Source organism: Streptococcus mitis, from assembly GCF_023110375.1.
GTDB lineage: Bacteria > Bacillota > Bacilli > Lactobacillales > Streptococcaceae > Streptococcus > Streptococcus mitis_CI.
Genome location: NZ_JALDVV010000001.1, coordinates 33595 through 57799, shown reverse-complemented (window position 1 = coordinate 57799; position 24205 = coordinate 33595). Strand labels below are relative to the sequence as shown.

The window sequence follows — 24205 nt, the reverse complement described above, 5'->3', positions numbered from 1 at the left end:
CTATTACCTCCAAATAACATATAAGACTACTAGTGTAGTCACCATCCCAAGAAACCAAACTGTTTTAAAGTACCATTTTCGAGTCTTGTGATGAAAGATGATTCCTGCTAACCAAGCACCAAAACCACCACAAGTAAAGGCTAAAATAAGTAAGATTTTCTCAGGGATGCGCCAAGCTCTTCTCCTCGCCTTGGATTTGTCAATGCCATAAATCAAGAAAATGATGACATTCCAAATCAAAAGGACTAGAGTAATTTTTTCGTCTAACTTCATAACCTTGCGATAATAGCTTCCGTCATTTCCTTGGTCGAAGCCTGTCCACCTATATCTCTTGTTAAAACACCAGCTGCCAAACTTGCCTCAACAGCACGCTCGACACGCTCTGCATCCTCATAACGTCCAAAGCTGTCTCTCAGCATCATGGCCACTGATAAAATCATGGAAATAGGATTGGCAATTCCTTGACCTGCAATATCAGGTGCTGAACCGTGAATAGGTTCATAGAGACTTGGTCCATTTTCAGAATGACTGGCTGATGGCATAACCCCAAGTGTGCCAGATAGAACGCTTGATTCATCAGATAGAATATCTCCGAAAAGATTCTCCGTCACGATGACATCAAACTTAGCAGGATTAGTAATCATAAGCATGGAAGCTGAGTCGACTAGCTGGTGTTCCAAGGTCACATCTGGGAAATCCTTTGCGACCTTCTCAGCTACTTTCCGCCAGAGTTTTGAGGTCGCTAGAACGTTTTGCTTATCAATACTGGTAAGGATTTTTCTCCGACTTCTTGCGATTTCAAAGGCTTTGCGAATAATCCGCTCCACTTCCTCATAGCTATAGTCGTTGATATCACGCGCTTTTCTTTCTTCAAGAATATGATCCCCAAAATAAATCCCACCTGTCAACTCCCGTACCACAACAAAGTCTACACCAGCAATTCGTTCTGGTTTTAGTGGTGACAAATGCTTGAGACTATCAAAGATTTTTACCGGTCGAATATTGGCATAGAGATTGAGTTCCTTGCGGAGAGCCAGCAGGCCTTGTTCAGGGCGAACTACTGCTCCATCATACTGAGGACTACCGATAGCCGCTAGGAGAATAGCATCTGCTTCTCTACTGGCTTTGAGGGTTTCATCAGGTAAGGGATGCCCCGCAACATCAATACCTGCACCTCCGAAGGGTCGTCTATCAATCTCATAGTCAAAACCTGTTTTTTCAGCTAGAGCTTCCAGAACCTCTAAACCAGCCTCCATGATTTCTGGGCCAATTCCGTCCCCTGCTAGAGCTACTATTTTCTTTGTCATAGCATTCTCCTTTACACACTAGGCATATCGCGGTAAGAAACGCTGCGTCCCATCTCACCTGCATTCTCTTTTTGAACAAAGGTATTAGCATTTATGTAGGCAATTGCCGAAGCCTTTAGAACATCGAAATCAAGACCTGCTGCGTTAAAGATGGTTTCCGTATCTCTGTTTTCAACAGTGACTAAAACCCGAGCTTGAGCATCAATTCCATCTGTCACAGCATCAATGGTGTAGGACACCAAACGAACGGATTGGTTAAAGAACTTATCGATAGCGTTAAATATAGCTTCAACAGAGCCTTGTCCTGTCGCATTGAACTCGACTTTCTCACCATCCATATTGGCTAGGCTAACGAGTGCTTCAATGTCATTATCTGCATGAGTTTGAAGTTGTAAATCATCAAAGTGGAAACCTTCTGGATTTTCAACCATGGTTCCAGCTACCAGAGCACGAATATCTGCATCTGTGATTTCTTGCTTTTTATCAGCCAGCGCCTTGAACTTAGCAAAAAGTGGTTTGATATCCTCTTCTGTAAAATCTAGGGCCAATTCTCTCAGTTTCTCAACAAAAGCATGACGTCCAGATAATTTTCCAATCGGGAGGCTGTTACTCTTGACACCGACCAATTCAGGGGTGATGATTTCATAAGTAAGAGGATTTTTAAGAACTCCGTCTTGGTGAATACCAGATTCATGAGAAAAGGCATTGCCACCAACAACGGCCTTGTTTTTAGGAACTGGGATACCTGAGAAGCGAGAAACCATTTCTGACGTATTGATGGTTTCATTTAAAACAATACTAGTTTCTGCTTGATAGTAATCTTGACGAATATTGAGGGCCACTGCAATTTCTTCCAAAGCAGCATTACCAGCTCGCTCCCCGATACCATTGATGGTTCCTTCGACTCGTCCTGCCCCATTCTTGACAGCAACAAGGCTATTAGCCACTGCCATTCCGAGGTCATCATGACAGTGAGGCGAATAGATAATCTGACGTTCCGTTTTGACATTCTCAATCAAGTATTTGAAGATAGCTCCATATTCCTCTGGTGTGGTAAATCCTACCGTATCAGGGATATTGATATAAGTCGCACCTGCATCAACCGCTGTTTGAACGACTTGTAAGAGGAAATCCAACTCTGTTCTGGTCGCATCCTCAGGAGAGAATTCGACAACCTCAAACTTGGAACGTGCATAAGAGACATGCTCCTTAATAGCTTCTAGAATCTCTTCCTTGCTCTTATTGAGCTTATACTTGCGGTGAATGGGACTAGTAGCGATAAAGACGTGAACCTGTGGATATTTGGCATCCTTGAGGGCTTCGTAACAAGCATCAATATCAGACTTGACAGAGCGGGCCAAACCAGTCACTGCCGTTTTCTTCAAGGTCTTAGCAATCTCCTGAACTGCCGTAAATGAGTCTGGACTAGCCGCTGGAAAACCAGCTTCAATTGCTGAAATGCCCCATTTCTCCAGCTGTCTTGCAATGGCAATTTTTTCCTTGATTGAAAAATTAACACCAGGTGTCTGTTCTCCATCCCGAAGGCTGGTATCTAGAAATTCAACTGTTCTCATAAGATTTCCCCTTTTCCAAATGTGGTTTTAAAAAAACATCTCGCTCAGAAGTCCAAGCGAGATGTTGATTCACTCCCGCTTGGTAAGCCAAACAGGACTAATGCTTTTTGCACTAGCCCGAGTACCTCAACAACAAAGCAAATTGATTAAACTTAGCTGTTTTCATGTTTGACTTTCTCCTTCGTTTGATATCTTGTTTAGTATTTTAGCATAGGCAAAAGTACTTGTCAAGAAAAAATCCAATATTTTCTGAAAATTTCTTCAGTAGAGAATATTTTGCTAATTGAAAATCCTTGAAATGTTTCATTTTTTAGTAGTTAAGTTCCAACTTTTTTCTATCAATTCCAATACTTCTTTATCTGATAAAGTATCATCAAGCACCACACTAATCCAGTAACGTTTATTCATATGAAAAGCTGGATAAACGCCTTTGTGTGAAAGTAAATCAGCTACTTGGTCATGTTTGAGGTTGACTGCTTCCAACTGTCCTTCTCTGCCCTTTTCCAGCTTATCCCAAGAGATTTTCATCAAGACGGCATACCACTTTTTATTGCCTTCGTGTCTTAACACTGCCGTATCAGGCGATTTCTCCCACAAATACTCCAACTGATTACCATACTTTTCCTGAACTTGAGTCATGATTCGCTTAGTCTGAGGGCAGATAAAATCCTGTACCTCAAAACAAGCCTTCCGAATCTGGTAAAGAATCTCCAAACAAGCCTCACGGACATTTCCGACAAAACTTCCCCTCATGCTTTCCATATGAACTTGAGGATAGAGATCACCAGTCTCCTGGTCAAAGACTTGAAAGTTCACATTATCAGCACTGATGGACACAGTCATGACAAAATCACCTTGCAAAATCTGGCAACTATAGGTCCAGACTCCACTATTTTCTACAAAACCATAATCATGAGCCTTTTCTTGATTCAATTGATAGGATTTAAAAATTTCAAACATAAGTGAAAACTGCTACCCAAAGCTAGCAGTTCCTTTCTATTTTTTAAAAGACAACCTTAGTACCATGTAGTTGTGTCACTCCCAGTTGGTCGATAAAGATTTGACGGTTGTCAAGGTCAATCCCCCCACCTGGTAGAATTTCAATCTTACCTTTAGCGTGCTCTAAAATTCTGTGATAGTGAGCAAAACGTTTTTCTAGTGAATCGCCAGATACACCCGCACGAGTCAGGATTCGAGTGACACCAGCTCGACTAAGCCAGTCAATAGCTTCCAGTTGATCCTCATCACTCAATTCATCAAAGGCCATGTGGAAGACAATTTCCATTCCTTTTGATGCAGCAATTAACTTTTCAAGATTAGGTTTATCCAACTTCTTATCAGCAGTTAAAGCCCCAAATACAACCCCTTGACTTCCAGCCTGAGCAGTTAAACGAATGTCTTCTAGCATGATTGCAATTTCTAGTTCATTATAGACAAAGTCGCCACCACGTGGACGAATCATGGTCATGATGGTTGTATCGTAGTTAACTGCCAGTTCAACCGCTGCCTTAGTCACTCCATAGCTGGGTGTTGTCCCACCAACTGCTAGATTGTCACAAAGTTCGATTCGACGAGCTCCAGCCTGCATCGCTTTTTCAAGCAAGATCACATTTTCAGCACAAAATTCGTAAATCATTTGATTCTCCTTGAGTATTACTTTGAATTTATTATATCATATTGTTGTAAATATATTTTCAATTTTATCAAGGCAAATAACTACTATTTTAACTATTCTTTGTCAGGAATGACCTTGAAGAGATAATAAGTGATAAAGATAGTCAAAGCACCCAGACCGATTTTGACTGGTAAAAGAGGTGCAAAATAAATGGAAATTCCCATTAAGATGTAGATAGAGACAATAATCTTTTTTTTACGTTCACGCGCAATAGACTTAGTCTCGCGAAAATCAGCTACATATGTTTGATAGAGCTTGGTATGATAAAGCCAATCTTCAAAGCGCTTGGAACTTCTGGAGAAACAAGCAATAGACAATAAAAGAAAAGGCGTTGTGGGCAACAAGGGTAAAACAACCCCAATAATAGCCAAGGCCAGTGATAAAAAGCCAATAATTAGATAAATAATACGCATAACTTCTCCTAGTTAAAATAATCTTCTTCTAGTTTCGCATACAATGGTGAATTTTGTCAAGTTCCAACCAAAAAGAGCCTGAAATTCACTTTCAGGACTCTCCTCTTATTTAATCTTTTCTTCTTCGTAGTCACCATTACTACATACAACCTGCTTGCCACCACCACGGACTTTTTTCTCCATGAGGAAATTGCCACATTTTGGACAGTCACGACCAACAGGCTTATCCCAAGAGGTAAATTCACATTCTGGATAGCGATTGCAACCATAGAAGAGACGGTTACGCTTGGTTTTACGCTCAATGATTTGTCCCTGATGACAACTTGGACACTCAACACCGATTTCTTTCACGATTGCTTGGGTATGACGGCAATCTGGGAAATTGCTACAAGCATAGAACTTACCAAAACGACCAAGTTTAATGACCATTGGACTGCCACACACTTCACAATCAAATCCAGCTGGTTCATCCTTAATCTGGATTTTCTCCATTTCTTCTTCAGCCTTGGCCACTTCTTTGGAGAATGGTTTGTAAAAGGCATCAATGACACGTTGCCACTGCTCTTTTCCGACTTCGACATCATCCAGTTTGCCTTCCATTTCAGCTGTAAAGGTCACGTTTACGATATCTGGGAAATATTCAACGATGAGCTTATTAACAATTTCTCCCAACTCTGTCGGTTCAAAGCGTTTGGCTGCAAGGCGAACATAATAACGTTTCTGAATGGTTTCAATTGTTGGTGCGTAGGTTGACGGACGGCCAACCCCATTTTCCTCCAAGGTCTTGATCAGTGTCGCTTCAGAATAGCGAGCAGGCGGTTGAGTGAAATGTTGCTCTGGTTTGCTATTTACCTGCTTGACTACATCTCCAACAGCCATGTCCGGTAACATCTTATTCTTGTCAGAATCATTATAAATGGCAAGATAACCATCAAACTTAACCTGACTACCATTGGCAGCAAATTGAACTCCATTTTGCGACAATTTAACAGCCATAGTATCAAAGACAGCAGCTGTCATCTGGCTAGCCACAAAACGATTCCAGATAAGGGTATAGAGCTTGAGCTGGTCCTTGTCCAGATACTTAGCAATACTTTCAGGTGTATTAAAAACGCTAGACGGGCGAATAGCCTCATGGGCATCCTGAGCACCTGAAGCATTTTTAACCTTGCTACCATGCTTAGAATACTTGCTACCAAAACGATCCGTAATGAAACTTGCAGCTTCATTTTGGGCTACAGGACTGATACGGGTCGAATCAGTACGCATATAAGTAATCAAACCTTGGACACCAGAACCAATATTAATCCCTTCATAGAGCTGTTGGGCAACCATCATGGTCTTTCGAGTACGGAAATTGATTTTATTGGCAGCATCCATCTGCATAGATGAAGTAGTATAAGGTAATGGAGCATTGCGTTTGCGCTCTTTCTTATCCACCTGATCCACTGAAAAGTCTTTACTAGTCAGACGAGACAAGACTTCCTTGACCTCATCATTGCTAGTCAGTTTCAGCTTTTTGCCATCTACTCCATAGAAGGATGCCTGAAATTGCTTGGTTCCCTTTTTAAAGACACCATCAATTGTCCAGTATTCTTCAGGCTGAAAGACATTAATTTCATTCTCACGGTCAATGATTAACTTAAGCGCAATAGATTGAACGCGCCCTGCTGATAAGCCCTTCTTGACCTTCTTCCACAAAATAGGCGAAATCGAATAGCCTACCAAACGGTCTAGGACACGACGAGCCTGTTGGGCATCGACCAAGTCCATATCAATCTTACGAGGTTCTTTAAAAGCATTTTTGACCGCATCCTTGGTGATTTCATTGAAGACCACACGGTTGGCATCATTTTCATCTAAGTTGAGAATATGGGCCAAATGCCAAGAAATCGCTTCTCCTTCACGGTCCGGGTCACTCGCCAGGAAGACTTTATTAGCTTTTTTGGATTCTTTTTTTAAGTCATTGATGAGAGGGCCCTTTCCTCGAATATTGATATATTGCGGTTCATAATTATTTTCAATATCGACAGACATACTGGATTTCTTCAAATCACGGATATGCCCGACACTGGCTAAAACCTTGTAGTTTCTGCCTAGATATTTTTCAATCGTCTTGGCCTTAGCAGGCGACTCCACGATTACTAGATTTTTTTTAACTGTTGATTTTTTCTTTTTTGTTGCCGTAGCCACAGTATCACACCTTTTCAAAGTAATAAACTTTATAAAGTGTAAACCATTTTGCCATAACTGTCAAGACTTAGCTACTATATATAGAAGAAAAGTTTGTCTAGTAAGCGGACTTTCTTCTTATACTCAATGAAAATCAAAGAGCAAACTAGGAAACTAACCGCAGGTTGCTCAAAGCACTGCTTTGAGGTTGCAGATGAGACTGACGAAGTCAGTAACCATACCTACGGCAAGGTGAAGCTGACGTGGTTTGAAGAGATTTTCGAAGAGTATTAAAATTCAAATTCCGCAAGAACATCCTGCCCGCTGGTGACCAATTTTGCCCCTTCTTGAATCAAATGATGGCAACCGTCTGATAGTCCATCTAAAATGCTACCAGGAATAGCAAAGACATCGCGCCCTTCTTCCATTGCTCTCTCACAGGTAATGAGACTACCTGAACGCATCTTAGCCTCTGCTACAATCACACCACGACAAAGTCCAGCAATGATACGATTACGGGCAGGAAAATGAAATTTCAGAGGTTGTTCACCAGGTCCGTATTCACTTAGAACCAGATGGTCATTGCCGATGTAGTCTTGCAAGCGTTTATTGGCTTTAGGATAAAACACATCCAGTCCTGTTCCAATCACTGCAATGGTTTTTCCGCCATTCTGAAGAGCTGCCATATGAGCTGCTGTGTCAATGCCCTTGGCTAAGCCACTGACGATAACCAGTTCATTTTCCAAGCCCTGAATGACTTTTTCAACTGACTTAGCTCCCTGTTTGCTACACGCACGACTGCCCACGACTGCTACCTTCGGGAATTTCAAGAGGTCAAGATTTCCCTTGTAAAATAAAAGTACAGGCGCATCATATATTTCACTCAAATCCCAAGGGTAACAGTCATCTAAAATAGAGAAAGATGGAAATTTTTGAAACTCCTTCTCCAAATGCGCATCGTCTATCTGAAAGTAACGTTCCATAAAAACAGCTGGATTTCTGCAACCTGATATTTCTGCAATATCACCCAACAAAAGTTCTTGATCGACATTTTCACCGTATTCTAGAACTGCCAAAACCTGTTGATTGGTCAAACCTGATTTTTTTAACTTATAGATTTCATAGTTTGTGATTTTCATAAATATCTCCATTTCTTTTTCTACTCATCTATTTATTCGTAAAAAATCAAAAAAACATCCGACTATTTCAGCCAGATGTTGGAATCTTTAATTTTCGTTTTTAAGAATTTCTTCTAATTTATGATAGTCTTGGACACTATCGATTTCATAGATGCTATTGCCTTCTAATTCTTCAACATAGACATCTAGCTCTTTGATATTATCCTTAACCATATTGTCCCAATAGAGATCAACAAATTCACCACTTGCATAGGCCTTATCGATAAAGCTGACAATCTTTTCTGCAGTTGGAGCATCCCAGAAGGATACACCACTAAGGATGCGACCTGCCTTGCTATCAACAATAATGTCTTGAACCTTATAGTCATCTCCATAGACCAAGAACCATTCGTTGGTACAATCTTCACGATAAACACTAAAATAAGTCGAACGTGTCAAATCATTGCGGAACATATTTTTAAAGAGATAATTATCGGCATCAATAACATAGCTGTTAGCTAATTCTTCTTTTACAAGATAGAGAGAGTAAAAGTTATTGTAGTCAGCGTATTTATCATTGAAGACGAGGCGAACACCATATTTTTCTTTCAAGTAATCGAATTGTTCTTTAAGGTAACCAACGATGATGATGATATCATTGATTCCTTTTTCTTTGAGAAACTCAATTTGGTATTCAATCAAAGGTTTTTCATTAACCTGAACCAAGGCTTTAGGGGTATTTTCAGTCATAGGACGCAAGCGAGTTCCCAATCCCGCTGCTAAGATGATAGCTTTCACACGAATCTCCTTTATTCTTTAATAATAATATAAACTCCAGCAATGACGACAAGTGACGTAATAATTGTCAACATATCTAGCGGTGCACCCAAGAAAACAACTGCAAACAAGACTGTCCATACTACATAGCTCACATTCAAGCCTGTAGCCTTGGCTGGTTGCAAGCGATTGATAGCGATATAATAAGCCAAATAGGAAATCATATCAAAGGCTGCAAAGACAATCATAAGACCTAGCAATTGTCCATTAGCTACTTCTGCAAATGACTGATGAGAGAAGAGCACAATCACTAGATAGGACAAGAATGAAGTCACTTGACGGATTAAGAGGGCTTCGATTTCACTCAATTCACTTTCCATGGCAAAAGAACTAAGAACACTTTCGCTTCCCCATGCAATAGCACAAACCAAAGCACAGAGAATCCCAATGTAGAAGGAATTGACCTGTTCAACCTTATAGGTCTGGGCAATAATCCCTCCAATAATCAAGACAATACCAAATACAGTATTTTTCGAAATCTTGTGCTTCAAAAAGAAGAAAGCCAATAAAACTGAAATCGCAGGGTAAATAGCCGATACAGATGAAGCCAAGGAGCTACCGATATACTTAACTGCATAAAGATTGGCCTGCATACCAATAGGACCTGCTAATAAGGCTCCTATGATAACACTGACATTGCGAATATTTAAGAAAATTGAGAGACGAACTTTTCCTTCTTTTACCAAGAGAAAAGCTAGTAAGATAAAGATACTCAAGAAATCGTGAGCAGCGGCCACCACAAAGGGCGACAAATCTGTAAAAATTGAAAAGATGTAAGCGCTAATTGTTAGACCTAACCCCCAGAAAACACCTGAGAGTAGACCGAAGGAAACTCCATTTTTATTTTTCATATGAACCTCCATAATTAGCCAGACCTTTAACAGCTCTTTGGTAACGACTCACACCATAGTCACCAAAATCTGCACCTTGCTCTTCTTTGTAGACTGTCCATAGACTCCAAATAGCATCTTGTAAAATTTTATAAATGGCAATCTTTTCACGAGAGACAGGTGTTTGCTCACTGTCATAGTGAGATAAGAAAGCTTCTTCCTCTTGAGGAGTGAATTCAGACTCTAAAAAGAGAGCAGCCAAATCCCACATTGGATCGTTCATTGATGAATATTCCCAGTCAATCAGATAAAGTCGTCCTTGAGGTGATTCGATAAAGTTTTCAGGCACCAAATCGATATGACAAGATTTTCTGTCAACACCTAAGTCAGCCAATCTTTTCTCTAAGGAGAAGACTTCTTCTCTAACTGCTTCATAGTTAGCATAAGGGATTTTTTCCTCAATCAAAGATTCGTATTTTTTGATTTCTTCAAAAGGAGCAAATTCTCCTCTTAATTCCTTGTCAGAAGCATGAATAGTTTGTAATATTGGAGCAATTTTATCAAATTTGGTCTTGATTGACCTTGAATCAAGCGTAATCGCAGATTCGATATACTCATTAACTTTGATACCAGCTTCAATATCAAAAAGATAATTTTTTACATCTAAGTCTAAATCCTTTAGTAGTTCAAGATTGTACTTTTCATCTTGACGATTGATAAGCTTTTCTGTCCCTTTACCAAAGAACTTAACAATATATTGCTTATTTGTTGTTTTGACCAAATAGTTTTGATTGGTCATTCCCCCCAGTTGTTCAACACTGACGACTTCCTCTTCTTGACTAAGTAGGGAAGAAATTTTTTCTTTAATGATTTTCTCCACAATTAACCTCCAGCACTTATACTTCCCACTTAAACACAGTTTTAAAGGCTGTGTTTAAATCGGTCGCAAAGACACGGTGAATATCTTTAATTTCTCTTACAGGTTCTTCTAGATAAAGGACATTTTTAAGACGATTGGCAAATTTCTTGACTTCCATCATTTGGATGGCATTTTCAAAATCGATGCGACCAGAACGAGAGGAACCAACTAAGAGCAAGCCCTTTTCTAAGGCATCGCGAGTATTGAGATTGACTTTATATTCGCTAACGCCCATCATGAGAATCGTTCCCTGAGGACGAATATAGCGAATCAAATCATTAATAGCTGGTCCAGTACCATCACCACCACAACACTCAAAAGCATGGTCAAAGGCCAAATCTTCAGGAATATTGTCAGTAATATAGCATTCTTTGGCAAATGAGAAAAGTTCCAATTTCTCCCAATGACGACCAATAACCACAATCTCTGCTTCTGGCAAAGTATAGTTGATAATATTGGCAACCACAAAAGCTAAACTTCCATCTCCGATAACGGCGATTCGGTCCCGCTTGCTATGAGCAAGAGTCAATAAGCGATTCATAGCATGCATGCCGACACTGACAAACTCTGTAATGGCTGCAACCGTATCTTCGATAGCATCATAAGACACCACACGGTCTTTAGGAAGAGAAACAAACTCTCTCATAAAGCCATCAAAGCCACTAGACAAGAAATGTGTCCCTGTCATGTAGTTCTCATAGAATTCTTCATCGCTCTGCATAGGAGGCTGATTGGGAATCATGACAACTTTTTGCCCAACCTCGTAGGTTCCCGTCGGGTCAGAAATAACGGTTCCACATGACTCGTGAATCATTGCCATTGGAAGTTTTTTATTCAAAATCTTTGGATCACGTTTTCCTTGATAGTAACGCTGATCCGCATGACAGACCGCCATATAATTAGGGCGGATGAGAATATGATTCTCTTGATCAATAGCCTCTTCCTGGTATTTGACATTGATAAACTTAGGCTTTGTTAGTTGGTAAATTTGATTAATCATTTTATTACTCTTCCTCAATCATGCTTTTTGCAATCTTCAAATCTGTTACGGTTGTAATCTTCAGATTTGAGTATTCACCCTTGGCCAAGGCTACATCTTTCCCTTTAATGACAAAGATTTTACATGCATCTGTCAAGATTTCCTTCTCTTCAGCAGAGAGAGAACCGTAAAGGTCCATGAAGTCCTTGCAACGGAACGTTTGAGGCGTTTGCCCTTGATAGAGGTGAGCACGATTTGGAATATCTGTAATAAATTGACCGTTGGTGCTTTCAACGATAGTATCAACCGCTTCCACCACTGTGTCCACTGCGTCATGATTTTTCGCAAGTTTGATATTGTCTTGAATCATGCGAAGTGTAATAAATGGACGAACAGAATCGTGGGTAACAACGATATCATCTGGAGTAAGCGGACGATAAGCATCAATGGCTTCAATGATTTTCTCAATACTTGTATTGCGGTCAGCACCACCTTTTGTAATGATGATACGTTCCTTATGAAGAGGAAGATATTTATCTACAAGATCTTCTGCATGAGAAACCCAGTCTCCATGAACCCCAACTACAATTTTTTCAATACTTGGTTCCAAGACAAATTTTTCAATTGTATGAATCAAGATAGGTCGATCACCTAGCTCTAAAAATTGTTTTGGCAAGTTACTGATTCCCATGCGTGTGCCAGTTCCACCAGCAAGAATTCCTGCATAAATCATCTATTTTCTCCTTTGTCTTACTAAAAAAACTTATTCTCTCTATTATACCACAATCTAGTCCTATCATAAAAGAAATACTAGTCATCCCGTTCTAGAATAGGAGGATTAAGCAGTTCCATTATTCAAAGAAACTAGTCCATTTCTAGTAGTGACTAGGAATTCAATAGTCATTACTAATAAATGGCTGTGAAATTTTAGAGTTCTTCAGAATAATATAGTTTTCTTAAAGAAAGCTTAAAATTAAGCTTTGAAACTTCAAAGTGATTACTTGACTTATACTCAATGAAAATCAAAAAGCAAACTAGGAAGCTAGCCGTAAGCTGTACTTGAGTACGGTAAGGCGACGCTGACGTGGTTTGAATTTGATTTTCGAAGAGTATTACTGCCCTTCATTTCTTATTAGCTGACTTTATGATATAATGAAAAACGAGGTAAATTGAATGAAAAGTATAAAATTAAATGCTCTATCTTACATGGGAATTCGTGTCTTGAATATTATTTTTCCCATCTTAACTGGTACCTACGTCGCGCGTGTCTTGGACCGAACTGACTACGGTTACTTCAACTCAGTCGACACAATTTTGTCATTTTTCTTACCCTTTGCAACTTATGGAGTCTATAACTACGGTTTACGGGCCATCAGTAATGTCAAGGATAACAAAAAAGATCTGAATAGAACCTTCTCTAGTCTTTTTTATTTGTGCATAGCTTGTACGATTTTGACCACCGCTGTCTATATCCTAGCCTATCCTCTCTTCTTTACAGATAATCCAATCGTCAAAAAGGTCTACCTTGTTATGGGGATTCAACTCATTGCCCAGATTTTTTCAATCGAGTGGGTCAATGAAGCTCTGGAAAATTACAGTTTTCTCTTTTACAAGACTGCCTTCATCCGTATCCTGATGCTGGTATCTATTTTCCTGTTTGTCAAAAATGAACACGATATTGTTGTCTATACACTTGTGATGAGTTTATCGACACTGATTAACTATCTGATTAGTTATTTTTGGATTAAAAGAGACATTAAGCTTGTTAAGATTCACATAAGTGATTTTAAACCGCTCTTTCTCCCTTTGACAGCCATGTTGGTCTTTGCCAATGCCAATATGCTCTTCACTTTTTTGGATCGACTCTTCCTCGTTAAAACAGGGATTGATGTCAACGTTAGTTACTATACCATGGCTCAGCGAATTGTGACCGTTATAGCTGGTGTTGTAACAGGAGCTATCGGAGTGAGTGTGCCTCGTCTCAGTTACTATTTGGGTAAAGGAGACAAAGAAGCCTATGTTTCTCTGGTTAACAGAGGAAGTCGAATCTTTAACTTCTTTATCATTCCACTCAGTTTCGGACTCATGGTTTTAGGACCAAATGCCATCCTACTTTACGGTAGTGAAAAATATATCGGAGGCGGTATCTTAACCTCTCTCTTCGCTTTTCGTACGATTATCCTGGCCTTAGATACTATTCTTGGTTCCCAAATTCTCTTTACAAATGGCTATGAAAAACGTATTACAGTTTACACAGTCTTTGCAGGATTACTCAATTTGGGCTTAAATAGTCTCCTCTTTTTCAACCACATCGTGGCTCCTGAATACTACTTACTGACAACTATGCTATCAGAGGCCTCTCTACTTGTTTTCTATATCATTTTCATCCATAGAAAACAACTCATCCACTTAGGACATATCTTCAGCTATACTATTCGATACTCGCTCTTTTCACTTTCCTTTGTAGGAATTTATTTCCTGATTAATTTCTTGTATCCTGTGGATATGGTCATTAATTTGCCATTTTTGATTAATACTGGTTTGATTGTCTTGCTATCAGCCATCTCTTATATTGGTCTACTTGCCTTCACCAAAGATAGCATTTTCTATGAATTTTTAAACCATGTCCTAGCCTTAAAAAATAAATTCAAAAGATCATAGGAGTTTAGAATGAAACAACTAACCATTGAAGATGCCAAACAAATTGAATTAGAAATTTTGGATTATATTGATACTCTCTGTAAAAAGCACAATATCAACTATATTATTAACTACGGTACTCTGATTGGGGCAGTTCGACATGAGGGCTTTATCCCTTGGGACGACGATATTGATCTGTCCATGCCTCGAGAAGACTACCAACGATTTATAAACATTTTTCAAAAGGAAAAAAGCAAATATAAGCTCCTTTCCTTAGAAACTGATAAGAACTACTTTAACAACTTTATCAAAATAACAGACAGTACGACTAAAATTATTGATACTCGGAATACAAAAACCTATGAGTCAGGTGTTTTTATCGATATTTTCCCTATGGATCGCTTTGATGATCCTAAGGTCATTGATACTTGTTATAAGCTGGAAAGCTTCAAACTTCTGTCTTTCAGTAAACACAAAAATATTGTCTATAAAGATAACCTTTTAAAAGATTGGATACGAACAGCCTTCTGGTTACTCCTTCGACCTGTTTCTCCTCGTTATTTCGCACATAAAATCGAGAAAGAAATTCAAAAATATAGTCGTAAGGATGGGCAGTATATGGCTTTTATCCCTTCTAAATTTAAAGAAAAGGAAGTCTTCCCAAGTGGTACCTTTGATAAAACAATTGATTTACCCTTTGAAAATTTAAGCCTTCCTGCACCTGAAAAGTTTGATACTATTTTGACACAATTTTATGGAGATTATATGACCCTACCACCAGAAGAAAAACGCTTCTACAGCCATGAATTTCACGCTTACAAATTGGAGGATTAGGATGCAGTATTTAGAAAAAAAAGAAATTAAAGAAATTCAACTAGCCCTGCTAGACTATATTGATGAGACTTGTAAGAAACATAATATTCCTTATTTTCTCAGTTATGGAACCATGCTTGGAGCTATCCGCCACAAAGGTATGATTCCATGGGATGATGATATTGATATTTCTCTCTATCGTGAAGATTATGAGCGTTTACTGAAGATTATTGAAAAAGAAAATCACCCTCGCTATAAGGTTCTTTCATACGACACTTCTTCTTGGTACTTCCATAATTTCGCATCGATTTTGGATACTTCTACTGTTATCGAAGACCATGTTAAGTACAAGCGTCATGACACCAGTCTCTTTATCGATGTCTTCCCAATTGATCGCTTTACAGATTTGAGCATTGTCGACAAGAGTTATAAGTATGTAGCCCTTCGTCAACTAGCTTATATTAAAAAATCACGCGCAGTTCACGGTGACAGCAAGTTAAAAGATTTTCTAAGATTATGTAGCTGGTACGCCCTCCGATTTGTCAATCCCCGTTACTTTTACAAGAAAATTGATCAGCTAGTCAAAAATGCTGCAACTAACACTCCTCAATATGAGGGAGGAATTGGTATTGGTAAAGAAGGAATGAAAGAAGTCTTCCCAGTTGATACCTTTAAAGAACTCATCTTAACTGAGTTTGAAGGCCGTATGTTGCCCGTCCCTAAAAAATATGATCAATTTTTAACCCAGATGTACGGGGATTATATGACACCACCATCAAAGGAAATGCAAGAATGGTATAGTCATAGCATTAAAGCTTATCGCAAAAGCTGATTAAGCAGTAGTTTACAAGAAAAAATATAACAAAAAAGAGAAGATCGTTACACCTTCTCTTTTTTCTATTTAAATTGCTTCTGTGACAAAACTACGGCTTTCCAATACTTTGAGCATGGCGTTAGCTGTATCTAAGGCTGTGAAGAGGGGCACTCCGTGTTCAATAGCTGAACGGCGAATTTGCTCTCCATCTTCGTCAGCAGTTCGTTTTGTTCCAACTGTATTAATGATAGCTTGAATTCTTCCTTTGCGAACAAAACTTGGAATATCCTTATCGTCATCACCAATCTTACCAACAGGTTGGGCTTGCAATCCATGACTGGCAAAGAAGGCTGCTGTCCCTTCTGTCGCGAGAATTCCATAGCCAATATTTTGAAAACGACGAGCCAAATCCAAGGCCTCTTCTTTGGCATCATCAGCGATAGTAAAGACAACATTACCAAAGGTTGGCAAGTGTAGGTAAGAAGCTTCAAAGGCTTTATAGAGAGCTTTTTCCAAAGTCGTATCAGAACCCATAACTTCACCTGTTGACTTCATTTCAGGACCGAGCAAGCTGTCTACCTTAGCTAGTTTCGTAAAGGAGAAGACAGGTGCCTTGATATGAACGCGGGTACTTTCAGGGTAAAGTCCATCTTGGTAGCCAAGTTCTTCAAGTTTTTGACCCAGAATGAGCTTGGTTGCTACTTGAGCCATAGGGATATTGGTTACCTTAGAAAGGAATGGCACCGTACGGCTGGCACGTGGATTGACCTCAATAACATAGACTTTTTCATCCTTGATGACAAACTGGATGTTCATCATTCCAAGGCAGTTAAGACCGATTGCTAGGCGTTTAGTATAGTCTGCGATTGTTTCTTGCACCTTTTGCGACAAGGTTTGTGGTGGATAAACGGCCATTGAGTCACCTGAGTGGACACCGGCACGTTCGATATGCTCCATGATACCAGGGATGAGGACGTTTTGTCCGTCTGAAATGGCATCGACTTCACACTCTTGTCCGACGATATAAGAGTCAACAAGAACAGGGTGGTCTGGACTTGCCTTAACCGCAGTACGCATATAAGAGCGAAGGTCTTCTTCGTTTTCAACGATTTCCATGGCACGTCCACCAAGTACATAAGATGGGCGGACAAGAACTGGGAAGCCAATCTTGCGAGCTGCAAGAACTGCTTCTTCTTCATTGGTAGCCGTTTGTCCTGGTGGCTGTGGAATATCCAAATCTTTTAGAGCTTGCTCGAAGAGGTCACGGTCTTCCGCACGGTCTAGGTCAGCTACTTGCGTACCAAGAATAGTCACACCTGCTTTAGCCAATGGTTCAGCTAGGTTGATAGCTGTTTGACCACCGAACTGAACAATAACACCTTTTGGTTGCTCCAAGTCAATGACGTTCATAACATCTTCAAATGTCAATGGCTCAAAGTAAAGCTTATCTGATACAGAGAAGTCTGTAGAAACGGTCTCTGGGTTTGAATTCATGATGATGGCTTCATAGCCAGCCGCCTGAATAGCCTTAACTGAATGAACAGTTGCGTAGTCAAACTCGACCCCTTGACCGATACGGATTGGACCAGAACCTAGAACTAGAACGGATTCCTTATCAGACTTGATAGACTCGTTTTCCCAACCATAGGTTGAATAGAAGTATGGTGTTTCAGAGTCAAATTCTGCCGCACAAGTATCTACCATCTTATAAACAGGAACAATCTTGTTTTCCAAACGAAGTTGGCGAACTTGGTCAGCTGTCGTTTCCCAGAGTTCAGCAACCTTACGGTCTGAAAATCCATTTAGTTTAGCTGTTTTCAGGACATCGACATCCTGAGGATGTGCGCCCAACTCCTGCTCAATTTCAAAGATATGCAAGAGTTTATCCAGATAAAAAATATCAATTTTTGTAAGCTCTGCAATTTCTTCTGGTGTGTAGCCACGACGAATTGCTTCTGATACATAGAAAAGACGATCGTCTTGGGCTTTGACTACTTTTTCAATCAAGTCATCATCTGAAACACTGGCAAGTTCAGGCATTTCATTGTGGTGCACACCAATTTCAAGGGAACGACAAGCTTTAAGAAGTGACTCTTCGATGTTACGGCCAATCGCCATGACTTCTCCGGTCGCCTTCATTTGTGTACCTAGACGACGCTCCCCTTTTTCAAACTTGTCAAATGGGAAACGCGGAATCTTGGCAACCACATAGTCAAGGGCAGGCTCAAACATGGCATAGGTTGAACCTGTAACTGGGTTAATAACCTCATCCAAAGTCAAACCTACTGCAATCTTAGCAGCTAACTTAGCAATTGGGTAACCTGTCGCCTTAGAAGCAAGTGCTGACGAACGTGATACACGAGGGTTTACTTCGATGACATAATACTTAAAGCTATGGGGGTCAAGGGCCAGCTGAACATTACATCCACCTTCAATTTTGAGGGCACGAATGATGCTCAAGCTCGCGTCACGTAGCATTTGGTTTTCATAGTCTGACATGGTTTGCGCAGGGGCAAATACAATGGAATCCCCTGTGTGAATCCCAACTGGATCAAAGTTTTCCATGTTACAAACAACCAAAGCATTGTCAGCTGAGTCACGCATCACTTCGTATTCGATTTCCTTGAAACCTGCGATTGAACGTTCAATCAAACATTGGGTAACAGGTGACAATTTCAAACCATTTTCAGCGATTTCACGCAATTCTTCCTCATTAGCACACATACCACCACCAGTACCACCAAGGGTAAAGGCTGGACGGACGATGACTGGGTAACCAATTGTTGCTGCAAAGGCAACTGCTTCTTCGACTGTGTTGACAATTTCAGATTCTGGAATGGGTTGGTTGAGCTCTTCCATCAACTGTTTAAAGAGATCACGGTCCTCGGCTTGGTCAATGGCAGATAATTTAGTACCCAGAAGTTCAACACCAAGCTCATCGAGGATACCATTTTTAGATAATTCCATGGCCATGTTGAGACCTGTCTGACCACCGAGTGTTGGTAGCAAGGCATCTGGACGTTCCTTACGAAGAATACGTGTCACAAACTCAAGTGTAATCGGTTCAATATAAACCTTATCAGCAATTTCCTTATCCGTCATGATGGTTGCAGGATTTGAGTTAACCAAGACAACCTCATAACCTTCCTCTTTCAACGACAAGCAAGCCTGGGTTCCAGCATAGTCAAACTCAGCAGCCTGACCAATAATAATCGGACCAGAACCAATCACCATAATTTTTTGAATATCAGTACGTTTAGGCATAGTTTATGATACAAAGCCCGTAAAGAACACAGTGAAAATAGGAAACTCGGTGCAGACACCTTCAGCGTCAAGACGATGTTTATCTTTTTCACACAGTTCTTAGGGCGTGTTCACTTCCGCGAACAATGTATCTTCTCCTTTCTATTCGGCAACTCTCAGGTTGCCATTAAATAAATTCTTCGACGAGCTTTTACTCGTTCTTAGTTTGATTGTTTAAAAGCTTCCATCATCTCGATAAACTCGTCGAATAGGTAGCTTGCGTCGTGTGGACCAGGGGCTGCGTCTGGGTGGTATTGAACAGAGAAAGCAGGTTGGTATCTGTGACGCACACCTTCAACTGACTTGTCATTGATTTCTTCGTGGGTGATAATCAAGTGTTCTGGCAAATCCTCACGGCTAACTGCATAACCATGGTTTTGACTTGTAAAATCCACACGTCCTGTAGCAATTTCGCGTACCGCATGGTTGAATCCACGGTGTCCAAATTTCATCTTGTAGGTCTTAGCACCATTTGCCATTGCAAAGAGTTGATGCCCCATACAAATACCAAAGATTGGAATTTTCCCTTGCACACCACGAATCATATCCAGTGCCTGTGGAACATCTTCTGGGTTACCTGGACCGTTTGACAACATAACTCCGTCAGGATTGAGATGGAGAATTTCTTCAGCCGTTGTCGAATAGGGAACAACTGTCACGTTACAGTTGCGTTTAGAAAGTTCACGTAGAATTGAGTGCTTAAGACCAAAGTCCACTAGAACCACGCTCAAACCAACTCCTGGAGCTGGATAGGATGTTTTAGTAGAAACCTGCTTGATATTATCTGTCGGCAAAACTGTTGCTTGGAGCTGGTCCGTCACATGGTCCATACTATCTCCAACATGAGTCAAGGTTGCACGCATCGTACCATGCTTACGGATAATCTTGGTAAGTGCACGCGTATCAATTCCAGAAATACCCGGAATTTTCTTGGCTTTCAAAAATTCATCCAAGGTCATTTGGTTGCGCCAGTTGCTTGCTCTTCGTGCTTCTTCAAAAACAACGACTCCTTTACAAGTTGGAATGATGGATTCGTAATCATCACGATTAATTCCATAATTTCCCACCAAAGGATAAGTAAAGGTCAAGATTTGTCCATTATAAGACTGGTCTGTAATGGATTCTTGGTAGCCGGTCATACCTGTATTAAAGACGATTTCGCCTGTTACATCAATATCTGCTCCGAAGGCCTTGCCTTCAAAAACTGTGCCATCTTCTAATACTAGAAGTCTTTTTGTCATATTTTCACCTCTCGTGGACGCTCACTGGCGTCTTTTAACGTCTTGTGTTTTAGTTGGCGTTTCTACTCGCCAGTACGGATTCTAAGATTGCCATTCGAACAAAGACACCATTGGTCATTTGTTGGACAATCCGTGATTTTGGTGCTTCAACCAAGTGGTCTGCGATTTCTACATCACGGTTGACTGGGGCTGGGTGCATAAGGATTGCTGTTTCTTTCAAACGGTCATAACGTTCTTGAGTCAAGCCATGTTGGGCATGGTAGTCTTCTTTTGAAAAGACAGCTCCACTATCATGGCGTTCATGTTGCACACGGAGAAACATCATGACATCCACCTGATCAATGATTTCATCAATGGTTACAAACTGTCCATAATCTGCAAACTCTTGACTTCTCCATTCCTCAGGTCCAGCAAAATAAAGTTCAGCTCCCAAGCGTTTCAAAATCTGCATATTGGATTTAGCAACGCGTGAGTGGTCCAAGTCACCTGCAATCGCAACCTTGAGACCCTCAAAGTGACCAAATTCCTCATAAATAGTCATCAAATCAAGCAAGCTCTGGCTAGGGTGTTGACCCGAACCATCTCCACCATTGATGATGGAAGTCGTAATCGTGGGACTTGCAATTAACTCTCTGTAGTAGTCAACCTCAGGGTGGCGAATCACACAGACATCCACTCCTAAAGCAGACAGAGTCAAAATGGTATCATAAAGTGTCTCACCCTTATTGACTGAACTAGTCTTCACATCAAAGTCAAGTCGCTCCAATCCCAGTTTAATCTCTGCCACTTCAAAGGACTTATGCGTTCGTGTAGAATCCTCAAAGAAAAGATTGGAAACAATCGGATGGTCCTCATAGGGAAGCTGAGCTCCATTTTTAAACTCAATTCCTCGCTTGATCAATTTCATCACTTGATCGACAGTGAGGTCTTCCATGGACACCACATGGTTTAATGCTTGTTGATTTACTGACATGGCTACTCCTTTAGCTTTCTAAGCTTCTTCAGTAATCAGAACTCTATCTTGGCCATCAAGTTCTGCCATCTCTACGATGATTTCTTCAGAACGACTAGTTGGTATGTTTTTTCCAACGTAATCTGGACGGATTGGCAATTCTCTATGTCCACGATCGACTAGAACTGCTAAACTCACGCGCGCAGGACGACCATGACCTACAATATTATCAATAGCAGCACGGATGGTACGACCTGTATAGAGCACATCATCCACCAAGATAACTTCGCGGTCTGTCACATCGACAGAAACCAAAGAAGTATCTTCTCCACTTTTAACATCATCACGGAAAGGTTTAGTATCCAATTCCACAACAGGAACAGTGATGTTTTCCAACTGCTCCAAGCGTTCTTTGATACGATGAGCGATGAAAACACCACGCGTTTTTATCCCAGCTAGGATAATTTTATTCAAATCTTTATTGCGCTCAATAATCTCATAAGTAATTCGCGTAATCGCTCGTTTGACAGTCAATTCGTCTACAACTTCTTTTGTCTTCATGACAAACCTCCAAAAAGAAAAGTCTCCTTCTACAAGGAGACTTGAAATGTATAGCTAAGCGAGCCCTACTGTATACAGTATAGACTTCACCCTTCTACTTTATCGCGCTCCTTGCCTGCCTCACGGGACAGGTTTAAAGGACTATTTAGTTATCAAATACTATAGCACAAAGCATGCTTAAAATCAAGCAAAAACTTTTGAAACCCCATCTTATAAATTGCTAAAGTCATATAACTGTGGGTACTGGTCACACTCTGGATTTTTAGGATGACAAATAGCTCTTCCAAAATAAATCATGGCCTGATGGGCAGCTAACCACTGCTCCGGTGGCAAGATATCCATGACCCGCTTTTCCACCTCAAGTGGTGTCGCTGATTTTTTGACGATATCGTGGTGTTTGCAGATACGCTCCACATGAGTATCCACTGCAAAGGCTGGAATCCCAAAGCCCACACTCATGACAACATTGGCTGTCTTGCGACCAACTCCTGCAAGACTTTCCAATTCCTCACGTGTTTGAGGAACTTGGCCATCAAAATCATCTAGTAACTGTTGGGCACATTTTTTAAGGAATTTAGCCTTATTCCGATACAGTCCCAGGCGAGAAATGTGTGAAGCAATCTCACTCTCTGTCGCTACAGACATGGCTTGTGGCGTTGGAAAGGCAGCAAAGAGACCTGGTGTAGCCTTATTTACCGCTGCATCCGTTGTCTGAGCTGACAACATGACCGCAACTAGTAGTTCAAAATGATTGGTAAAATCAAGACTGGGCTTGGCATCTGGAAACAGAGCAATTATTTCTTCCAGCACTTTTCGTGCTCGTTTTTTTGACAAGACCATTATTCGTCTCCGTCAAATAGTCCTTGTAAGCCAGCAAAAGGACTGTTTTCTTCTTTCTTAACTGCCTGTTGGGCTTGGTATTCTTCTTCTGTCATGATTTGCCAGTCATTTCCTGAAACAAATCCTTGACCAGCCTCTTCTTCAGCCGTCAAGACCTTGATAGGAATGTTGAGAAGGATATTATCTGACACGCTCTCAGCAAGGTCAAGTTCTCCATTTTCGATAGGCAAGACCAAATCATCGTCTAAAACTTCCTGATCTAGTTGGTTAGTTGCACCTTCCATGAAAACTTCCGTTACTGGATAAGATTCAACTAACTCAACTGGTTCCATACTGCGACTTGAAGCAAGAACAATGGTATAAGATAATTGATAATCTAAAAAATACATACGGTCTTCGTACTGTACTTTCCCAACTGCAAGGATATCTTTTACATCTAAAATTTCTTGATTGCGTGCATGCAGGTCTGCGGCTAGGTCTAACGTTTGTTCAAAATGCAAGCCTTCAGACTGCTTACGAATTTCTTGAATATTTAATTTCATACTTCCTCCATAAAGATTTACTCTCTTGATTATACCATGAAAAGCCTACAAATCAGCCCACCAAACTTTTTAATTAACATTCGATTTTTTAACATGTTTACTATGACATTTTTTAGTGCCATACTATAGGCAATAATACATCAGAGCAAGGAGGATGCTCACATGAAAGACAAAGAACTCATTACTAATGCAACCCAACTCCTATCCGAGTTAAATAAAAGTTTCCAAAGCTGCAAACAGGGTAGGGCAGATGATATTCGACTGCAAGAGCTGCTAAACACTACTCTGCAAGAGCTCAAAAAAGCGGAAAAGTTGGACAACAGTATTTTAATCGACCTTGAGAAATTTTACCAACGTACCAGTCTTCTGATTGGTCTTGGTAGCCTAAAACTGAATGATCAAGCACGCACTGCTTGGCGAAACTATGATAAATTCCATTACGAGCATATCAAACACGTACTGACTCTCTATGGACCTGTTTTCGGATTTTAGAGATTAGAATTGTCAGTTTTCTGTTGACAAAATTTCCTTAAAGGTATAGGATAAAGATACTAATACTCGGAGGTAAGGGAGACATGAACAACTAAGTCTATCAAATAAAGAAACTTTATTTAGTAGATCTTGTTTTTGTCTCTTTTTGTGTGCTCTTTTCATACTAGATTTTCTAGTATCTTA

At 40.3% G+C, this 24205-nt stretch carries 23 protein-coding genes; 4 read left to right on the top strand and 19 right to left on the bottom strand.

The features are described 5' to 3' along the window. Positions 1-3: 3 nt before the first annotated feature. From M1G12_RS00315 to M1G12_RS00255, 13 genes are all read right to left on the bottom strand, one after another. Positions 4-273, bottom strand: coding sequence for a DUF1294 domain-containing protein (locus tag M1G12_RS00315; protein WP_045607025.1), 270 nt, complete (start codon positions 271-273; stop codon positions 4-6). Then, on the bottom strand, positions 270-1307 hold the full coding sequence (leuB, locus tag M1G12_RS00310) for a 3-isopropylmalate dehydrogenase (protein WP_247949194.1): 1038 nt from the start codon (positions 1305-1307) through the stop codon (positions 270-272). Before leuB ends, M1G12_RS00315 begins: the two co-directional genes overlap by 4 nt. A gap of 11 nt (positions 1308-1318) precedes the next feature. Further along, complete coding sequence (locus M1G12_RS00305) at positions 1319-2881, bottom strand: 2-isopropylmalate synthase (protein WP_247949193.1); 1563 nt, start codon at positions 2879-2881, stop codon at positions 1319-1321. Between the two features lie 303 nt (positions 2882-3184). Then, positions 3185-3841: an MmcQ/YjbR family DNA-binding protein gene (locus tag M1G12_RS00300; protein WP_084953140.1), complete on the bottom strand. Its 657-nt coding sequence runs from the start codon at positions 3839-3841 to the stop codon at positions 3185-3187. A gap of 43 nt (positions 3842-3884) precedes the next feature. Further along, a complete protein-coding gene (locus M1G12_RS00295; RefSeq protein WP_084928457.1) occupies positions 3885-4517 on the bottom strand; it encodes a copper homeostasis protein CutC in 633 nt (210 codons plus the stop codon). Between the two features lie 92 nt (positions 4518-4609). After that, on the bottom strand, positions 4610-4969 hold the full coding sequence (locus M1G12_RS00290; RefSeq protein WP_050389980.1) for a YbaN family protein: 360 nt from the start codon (positions 4967-4969) through the stop codon (positions 4610-4612). A 105-nt stretch (positions 4970-5074) separates the two neighbouring features. Continuing rightward, positions 5075-7162 (bottom strand): type I DNA topoisomerase, encoded by a 2088-nt coding sequence (topA, locus tag M1G12_RS00285; protein WP_247949192.1) that lies wholly within the window; start codon positions 7160-7162, stop codon positions 5075-5077. Positions 7163-7431: 269 nt separating this feature from the next. Beyond that, entirely contained in the window at positions 7432-8280 is an 849-nt protein-coding gene (dprA, locus tag M1G12_RS00280) for a DNA-processing protein DprA (protein ID WP_000705318.1), read from the bottom strand. A gap of 87 nt (positions 8281-8367) precedes the next feature. Then, a complete protein-coding gene (locus tag M1G12_RS00275) occupies positions 8368-9057 on the bottom strand; it encodes a sugar phosphate nucleotidyltransferase (RefSeq protein WP_061589800.1) in 690 nt (229 codons plus the stop codon). A gap of 11 nt (positions 9058-9068) precedes the next feature. After that, positions 9069-9947: a DMT family transporter gene (locus M1G12_RS00270; protein WP_000791850.1), complete on the bottom strand. Its 879-nt coding sequence runs from the start codon at positions 9945-9947 to the stop codon at positions 9069-9071. Beyond that, a complete protein-coding gene (locus M1G12_RS00265; protein WP_247949191.1) occupies positions 9937-10806 on the bottom strand; it encodes a phosphotransferase in 870 nt (289 codons plus the stop codon). Before M1G12_RS00265 ends, M1G12_RS00270 begins: the two co-directional genes overlap by 11 nt. A gap of 16 nt (positions 10807-10822) precedes the next feature. Continuing rightward, complete coding sequence (locus M1G12_RS00260) at positions 10823-11845, bottom strand: ribitol-5-phosphate dehydrogenase (RefSeq protein ID WP_247949190.1); 1023 nt, start codon at positions 11843-11845, stop codon at positions 10823-10825. Positions 11846-11849: 4 nt separating this feature from the next. Continuing rightward, a complete protein-coding gene (locus M1G12_RS00255; RefSeq protein WP_247949189.1) occupies positions 11850-12557 on the bottom strand; it encodes an IspD/TarI family cytidylyltransferase in 708 nt (235 codons plus the stop codon). A gap of 440 nt (positions 12558-12997) precedes the next feature. Between M1G12_RS00255 and tacF the strand changes: the two genes are divergently transcribed. The 3 genes from tacF to M1G12_RS00240 are packed head-to-tail and all read left to right on the top strand — an operon-like array spanning position 12998 to position 16109. Further along, positions 12998-14485, top strand: a complete 1488-nt coding sequence (gene tacF / locus M1G12_RS00250) for an oligosaccharide flippase family protein (protein ID WP_247949188.1) — start codon at positions 12998-13000, stop codon at positions 14483-14485. A 9-nt stretch (positions 14486-14494) separates the two neighbouring features. Further along, on the top strand, positions 14495-15298 hold the full coding sequence (locus M1G12_RS00245) for a LicD family protein (RefSeq protein WP_084953146.1): 804 nt from the start codon (positions 14495-14497) through the stop codon (positions 15296-15298). Position 15299: 1 nt separating this feature from the next. Further along, complete coding sequence (locus M1G12_RS00240) at positions 15300-16109, top strand: LicD family protein (protein ID WP_247949187.1); 810 nt, start codon at positions 15300-15302, stop codon at positions 16107-16109. A 69-nt stretch (positions 16110-16178) separates the two neighbouring features. Here the strand turns inward: M1G12_RS00240 and carB are convergent, their stop codons facing one another. From carB to M1G12_RS00210, 6 genes are all read right to left on the bottom strand, one after another. Then, the gene (carB, locus tag M1G12_RS00235; RefSeq protein ID WP_247949186.1) at positions 16179-19355 is read right to left on the bottom strand and encodes a carbamoyl-phosphate synthase large subunit; all 3177 of its coding nucleotides are present in this window, start codon (positions 19353-19355) and stop codon (positions 16179-16181) included. 200 nt (positions 19356-19555) lie between these two features. After that, positions 19556-20635 (bottom strand): carbamoyl phosphate synthase small subunit, encoded by a 1080-nt coding sequence (locus tag M1G12_RS00230; protein ID WP_000166853.1) that lies wholly within the window; start codon positions 20633-20635, stop codon positions 19556-19558. A 49-nt stretch (positions 20636-20684) separates the two neighbouring features. Next, the gene (locus M1G12_RS00225; RefSeq protein WP_000115770.1) at positions 20685-21608 is read right to left on the bottom strand and encodes an aspartate carbamoyltransferase catalytic subunit; all 924 of its coding nucleotides are present in this window, start codon (positions 21606-21608) and stop codon (positions 20685-20687) included. A gap of 18 nt (positions 21609-21626) precedes the next feature. Continuing rightward, positions 21627-22148, bottom strand: coding sequence for a bifunctional pyr operon transcriptional regulator/uracil phosphoribosyltransferase PyrR (gene pyrR, locus M1G12_RS00220; RefSeq protein ID WP_247949185.1), 522 nt, complete (start codon positions 22146-22148; stop codon positions 21627-21629). 210 nt (positions 22149-22358) lie between these two features. Beyond that, positions 22359-22988: an endonuclease III gene (gene nth / locus M1G12_RS00215; protein WP_000244443.1), complete on the bottom strand. Its 630-nt coding sequence runs from the start codon at positions 22986-22988 to the stop codon at positions 22359-22361. Beyond that, positions 22988-23530, bottom strand: coding sequence for a YceD family protein (locus M1G12_RS00210; protein WP_060805712.1), 543 nt, complete (start codon positions 23528-23530; stop codon positions 22988-22990). Before M1G12_RS00210 ends, nth begins: the two co-directional genes overlap by 1 nt. 162 nt (positions 23531-23692) lie before the next feature. Between M1G12_RS00210 and M1G12_RS00205 the strand changes: the two genes are divergently transcribed. Further along, positions 23693-24022, top strand: coding sequence for a hypothetical protein (locus M1G12_RS00205; RefSeq protein ID WP_000653208.1), 330 nt, complete (start codon positions 23693-23695; stop codon positions 24020-24022). Positions 24023-24205 lie beyond the last annotated feature (183 nt).

What these genes read in the sequence shown, in the direction of transcription:
- M1G12_RS00315 (WP_045607025.1), bottom strand. Translation starts at nt 273, where the DNA reads ATGAAGTTAGACGAAAAAATTACTCTAGTCCTTTTGATTTGGAATGTC.
- leuB (WP_247949194.1), bottom strand. Translation starts at nt 1,307, where the DNA reads ATGACAAAGAAAATAGTAGCTCTAGCAGGGGACGGAATTGGCCCAGAA.
- M1G12_RS00305 (WP_247949193.1), bottom strand. Translation starts at nt 2,881, where the DNA reads ATGAGAACAGTTGAATTTCTAGATACCAGCCTTCGGGATGGAGAACAG.
- M1G12_RS00300 (WP_084953140.1), bottom strand. Translation starts at nt 3,841, where the DNA reads ATGTTTGAAATTTTTAAATCCTATCAATTGAATCAAGAAAAGGCTCAT.
- M1G12_RS00295 (WP_084928457.1), bottom strand. Translation starts at nt 4,517, where the DNA reads ATGATTTACGAATTTTGTGCTGAAAATGTGATCTTGCTTGAAAAAGCG.
- M1G12_RS00290 (WP_050389980.1), bottom strand. Translation starts at nt 4,969, where the DNA reads ATGCGTATTATTTATCTAATTATTGGCTTTTTATCACTGGCCTTGGCT.
- dprA (WP_000705318.1), bottom strand. Translation starts at nt 8,280, where the DNA reads ATGAAAATCACAAACTATGAAATCTATAAGTTAAAAAAATCAGGTTTG.
- M1G12_RS00270 (WP_000791850.1), bottom strand. Translation starts at nt 9,947, where the DNA reads ATGAAAAATAAAAATGGAGTTTCCTTCGGTCTACTCTCAGGTGTTTTC.
- M1G12_RS00260 (WP_247949190.1), bottom strand. Translation starts at nt 11,845, where the DNA reads ATGATTAATCAAATTTACCAACTAACAAAGCCTAAGTTTATCAATGTC.
- M1G12_RS00255 (WP_247949189.1), bottom strand. Translation starts at nt 12,557, where the DNA reads ATGATTTATGCAGGAATTCTTGCTGGTGGAACTGGCACACGCATGGGA.
- tacF (WP_247949188.1), top strand. Translation starts at nt 12,998, where the DNA reads ATGAAAAGTATAAAATTAAATGCTCTATCTTACATGGGAATTCGTGTC.
- M1G12_RS00245 (WP_084953146.1), top strand. Translation starts at nt 14,495, where the DNA reads ATGAAACAACTAACCATTGAAGATGCCAAACAAATTGAATTAGAAATT.
- M1G12_RS00240 (WP_247949187.1), top strand. Translation starts at nt 15,300, where the DNA reads ATGCAGTATTTAGAAAAAAAAGAAATTAAAGAAATTCAACTAGCCCTG.
- carB (WP_247949186.1), bottom strand. Translation starts at nt 19,355, where the DNA reads ATGCCTAAACGTACTGATATTCAAAAAATTATGGTGATTGGTTCTGGT.
- M1G12_RS00230 (WP_000166853.1), bottom strand. Translation starts at nt 20,635, where the DNA reads ATGACAAAAAGACTTCTAGTATTAGAAGATGGCACAGTTTTTGAAGGC.
- M1G12_RS00225 (WP_000115770.1), bottom strand. Translation starts at nt 21,608, where the DNA reads ATGTCAGTAAATCAACAAGCATTAAACCATGTGGTGTCCATGGAAGAC.
- pyrR (WP_247949185.1), bottom strand. Translation starts at nt 22,148, where the DNA reads ATGAAGACAAAAGAAGTTGTAGACGAATTGACTGTCAAACGAGCGATT.
- nth (WP_000244443.1), bottom strand. Translation starts at nt 22,988, where the DNA reads ATGGTCTTGTCAAAAAAACGAGCACGAAAAGTGCTGGAAGAAATAATT.
- M1G12_RS00210 (WP_060805712.1), bottom strand. Translation starts at nt 23,530, where the DNA reads ATGAAATTAAATATTCAAGAAATTCGTAAGCAGTCTGAAGGCTTGCAT.
- M1G12_RS00205 (WP_000653208.1), top strand. Translation starts at nt 23,693, where the DNA reads ATGAAAGACAAAGAACTCATTACTAATGCAACCCAACTCCTATCCGAG.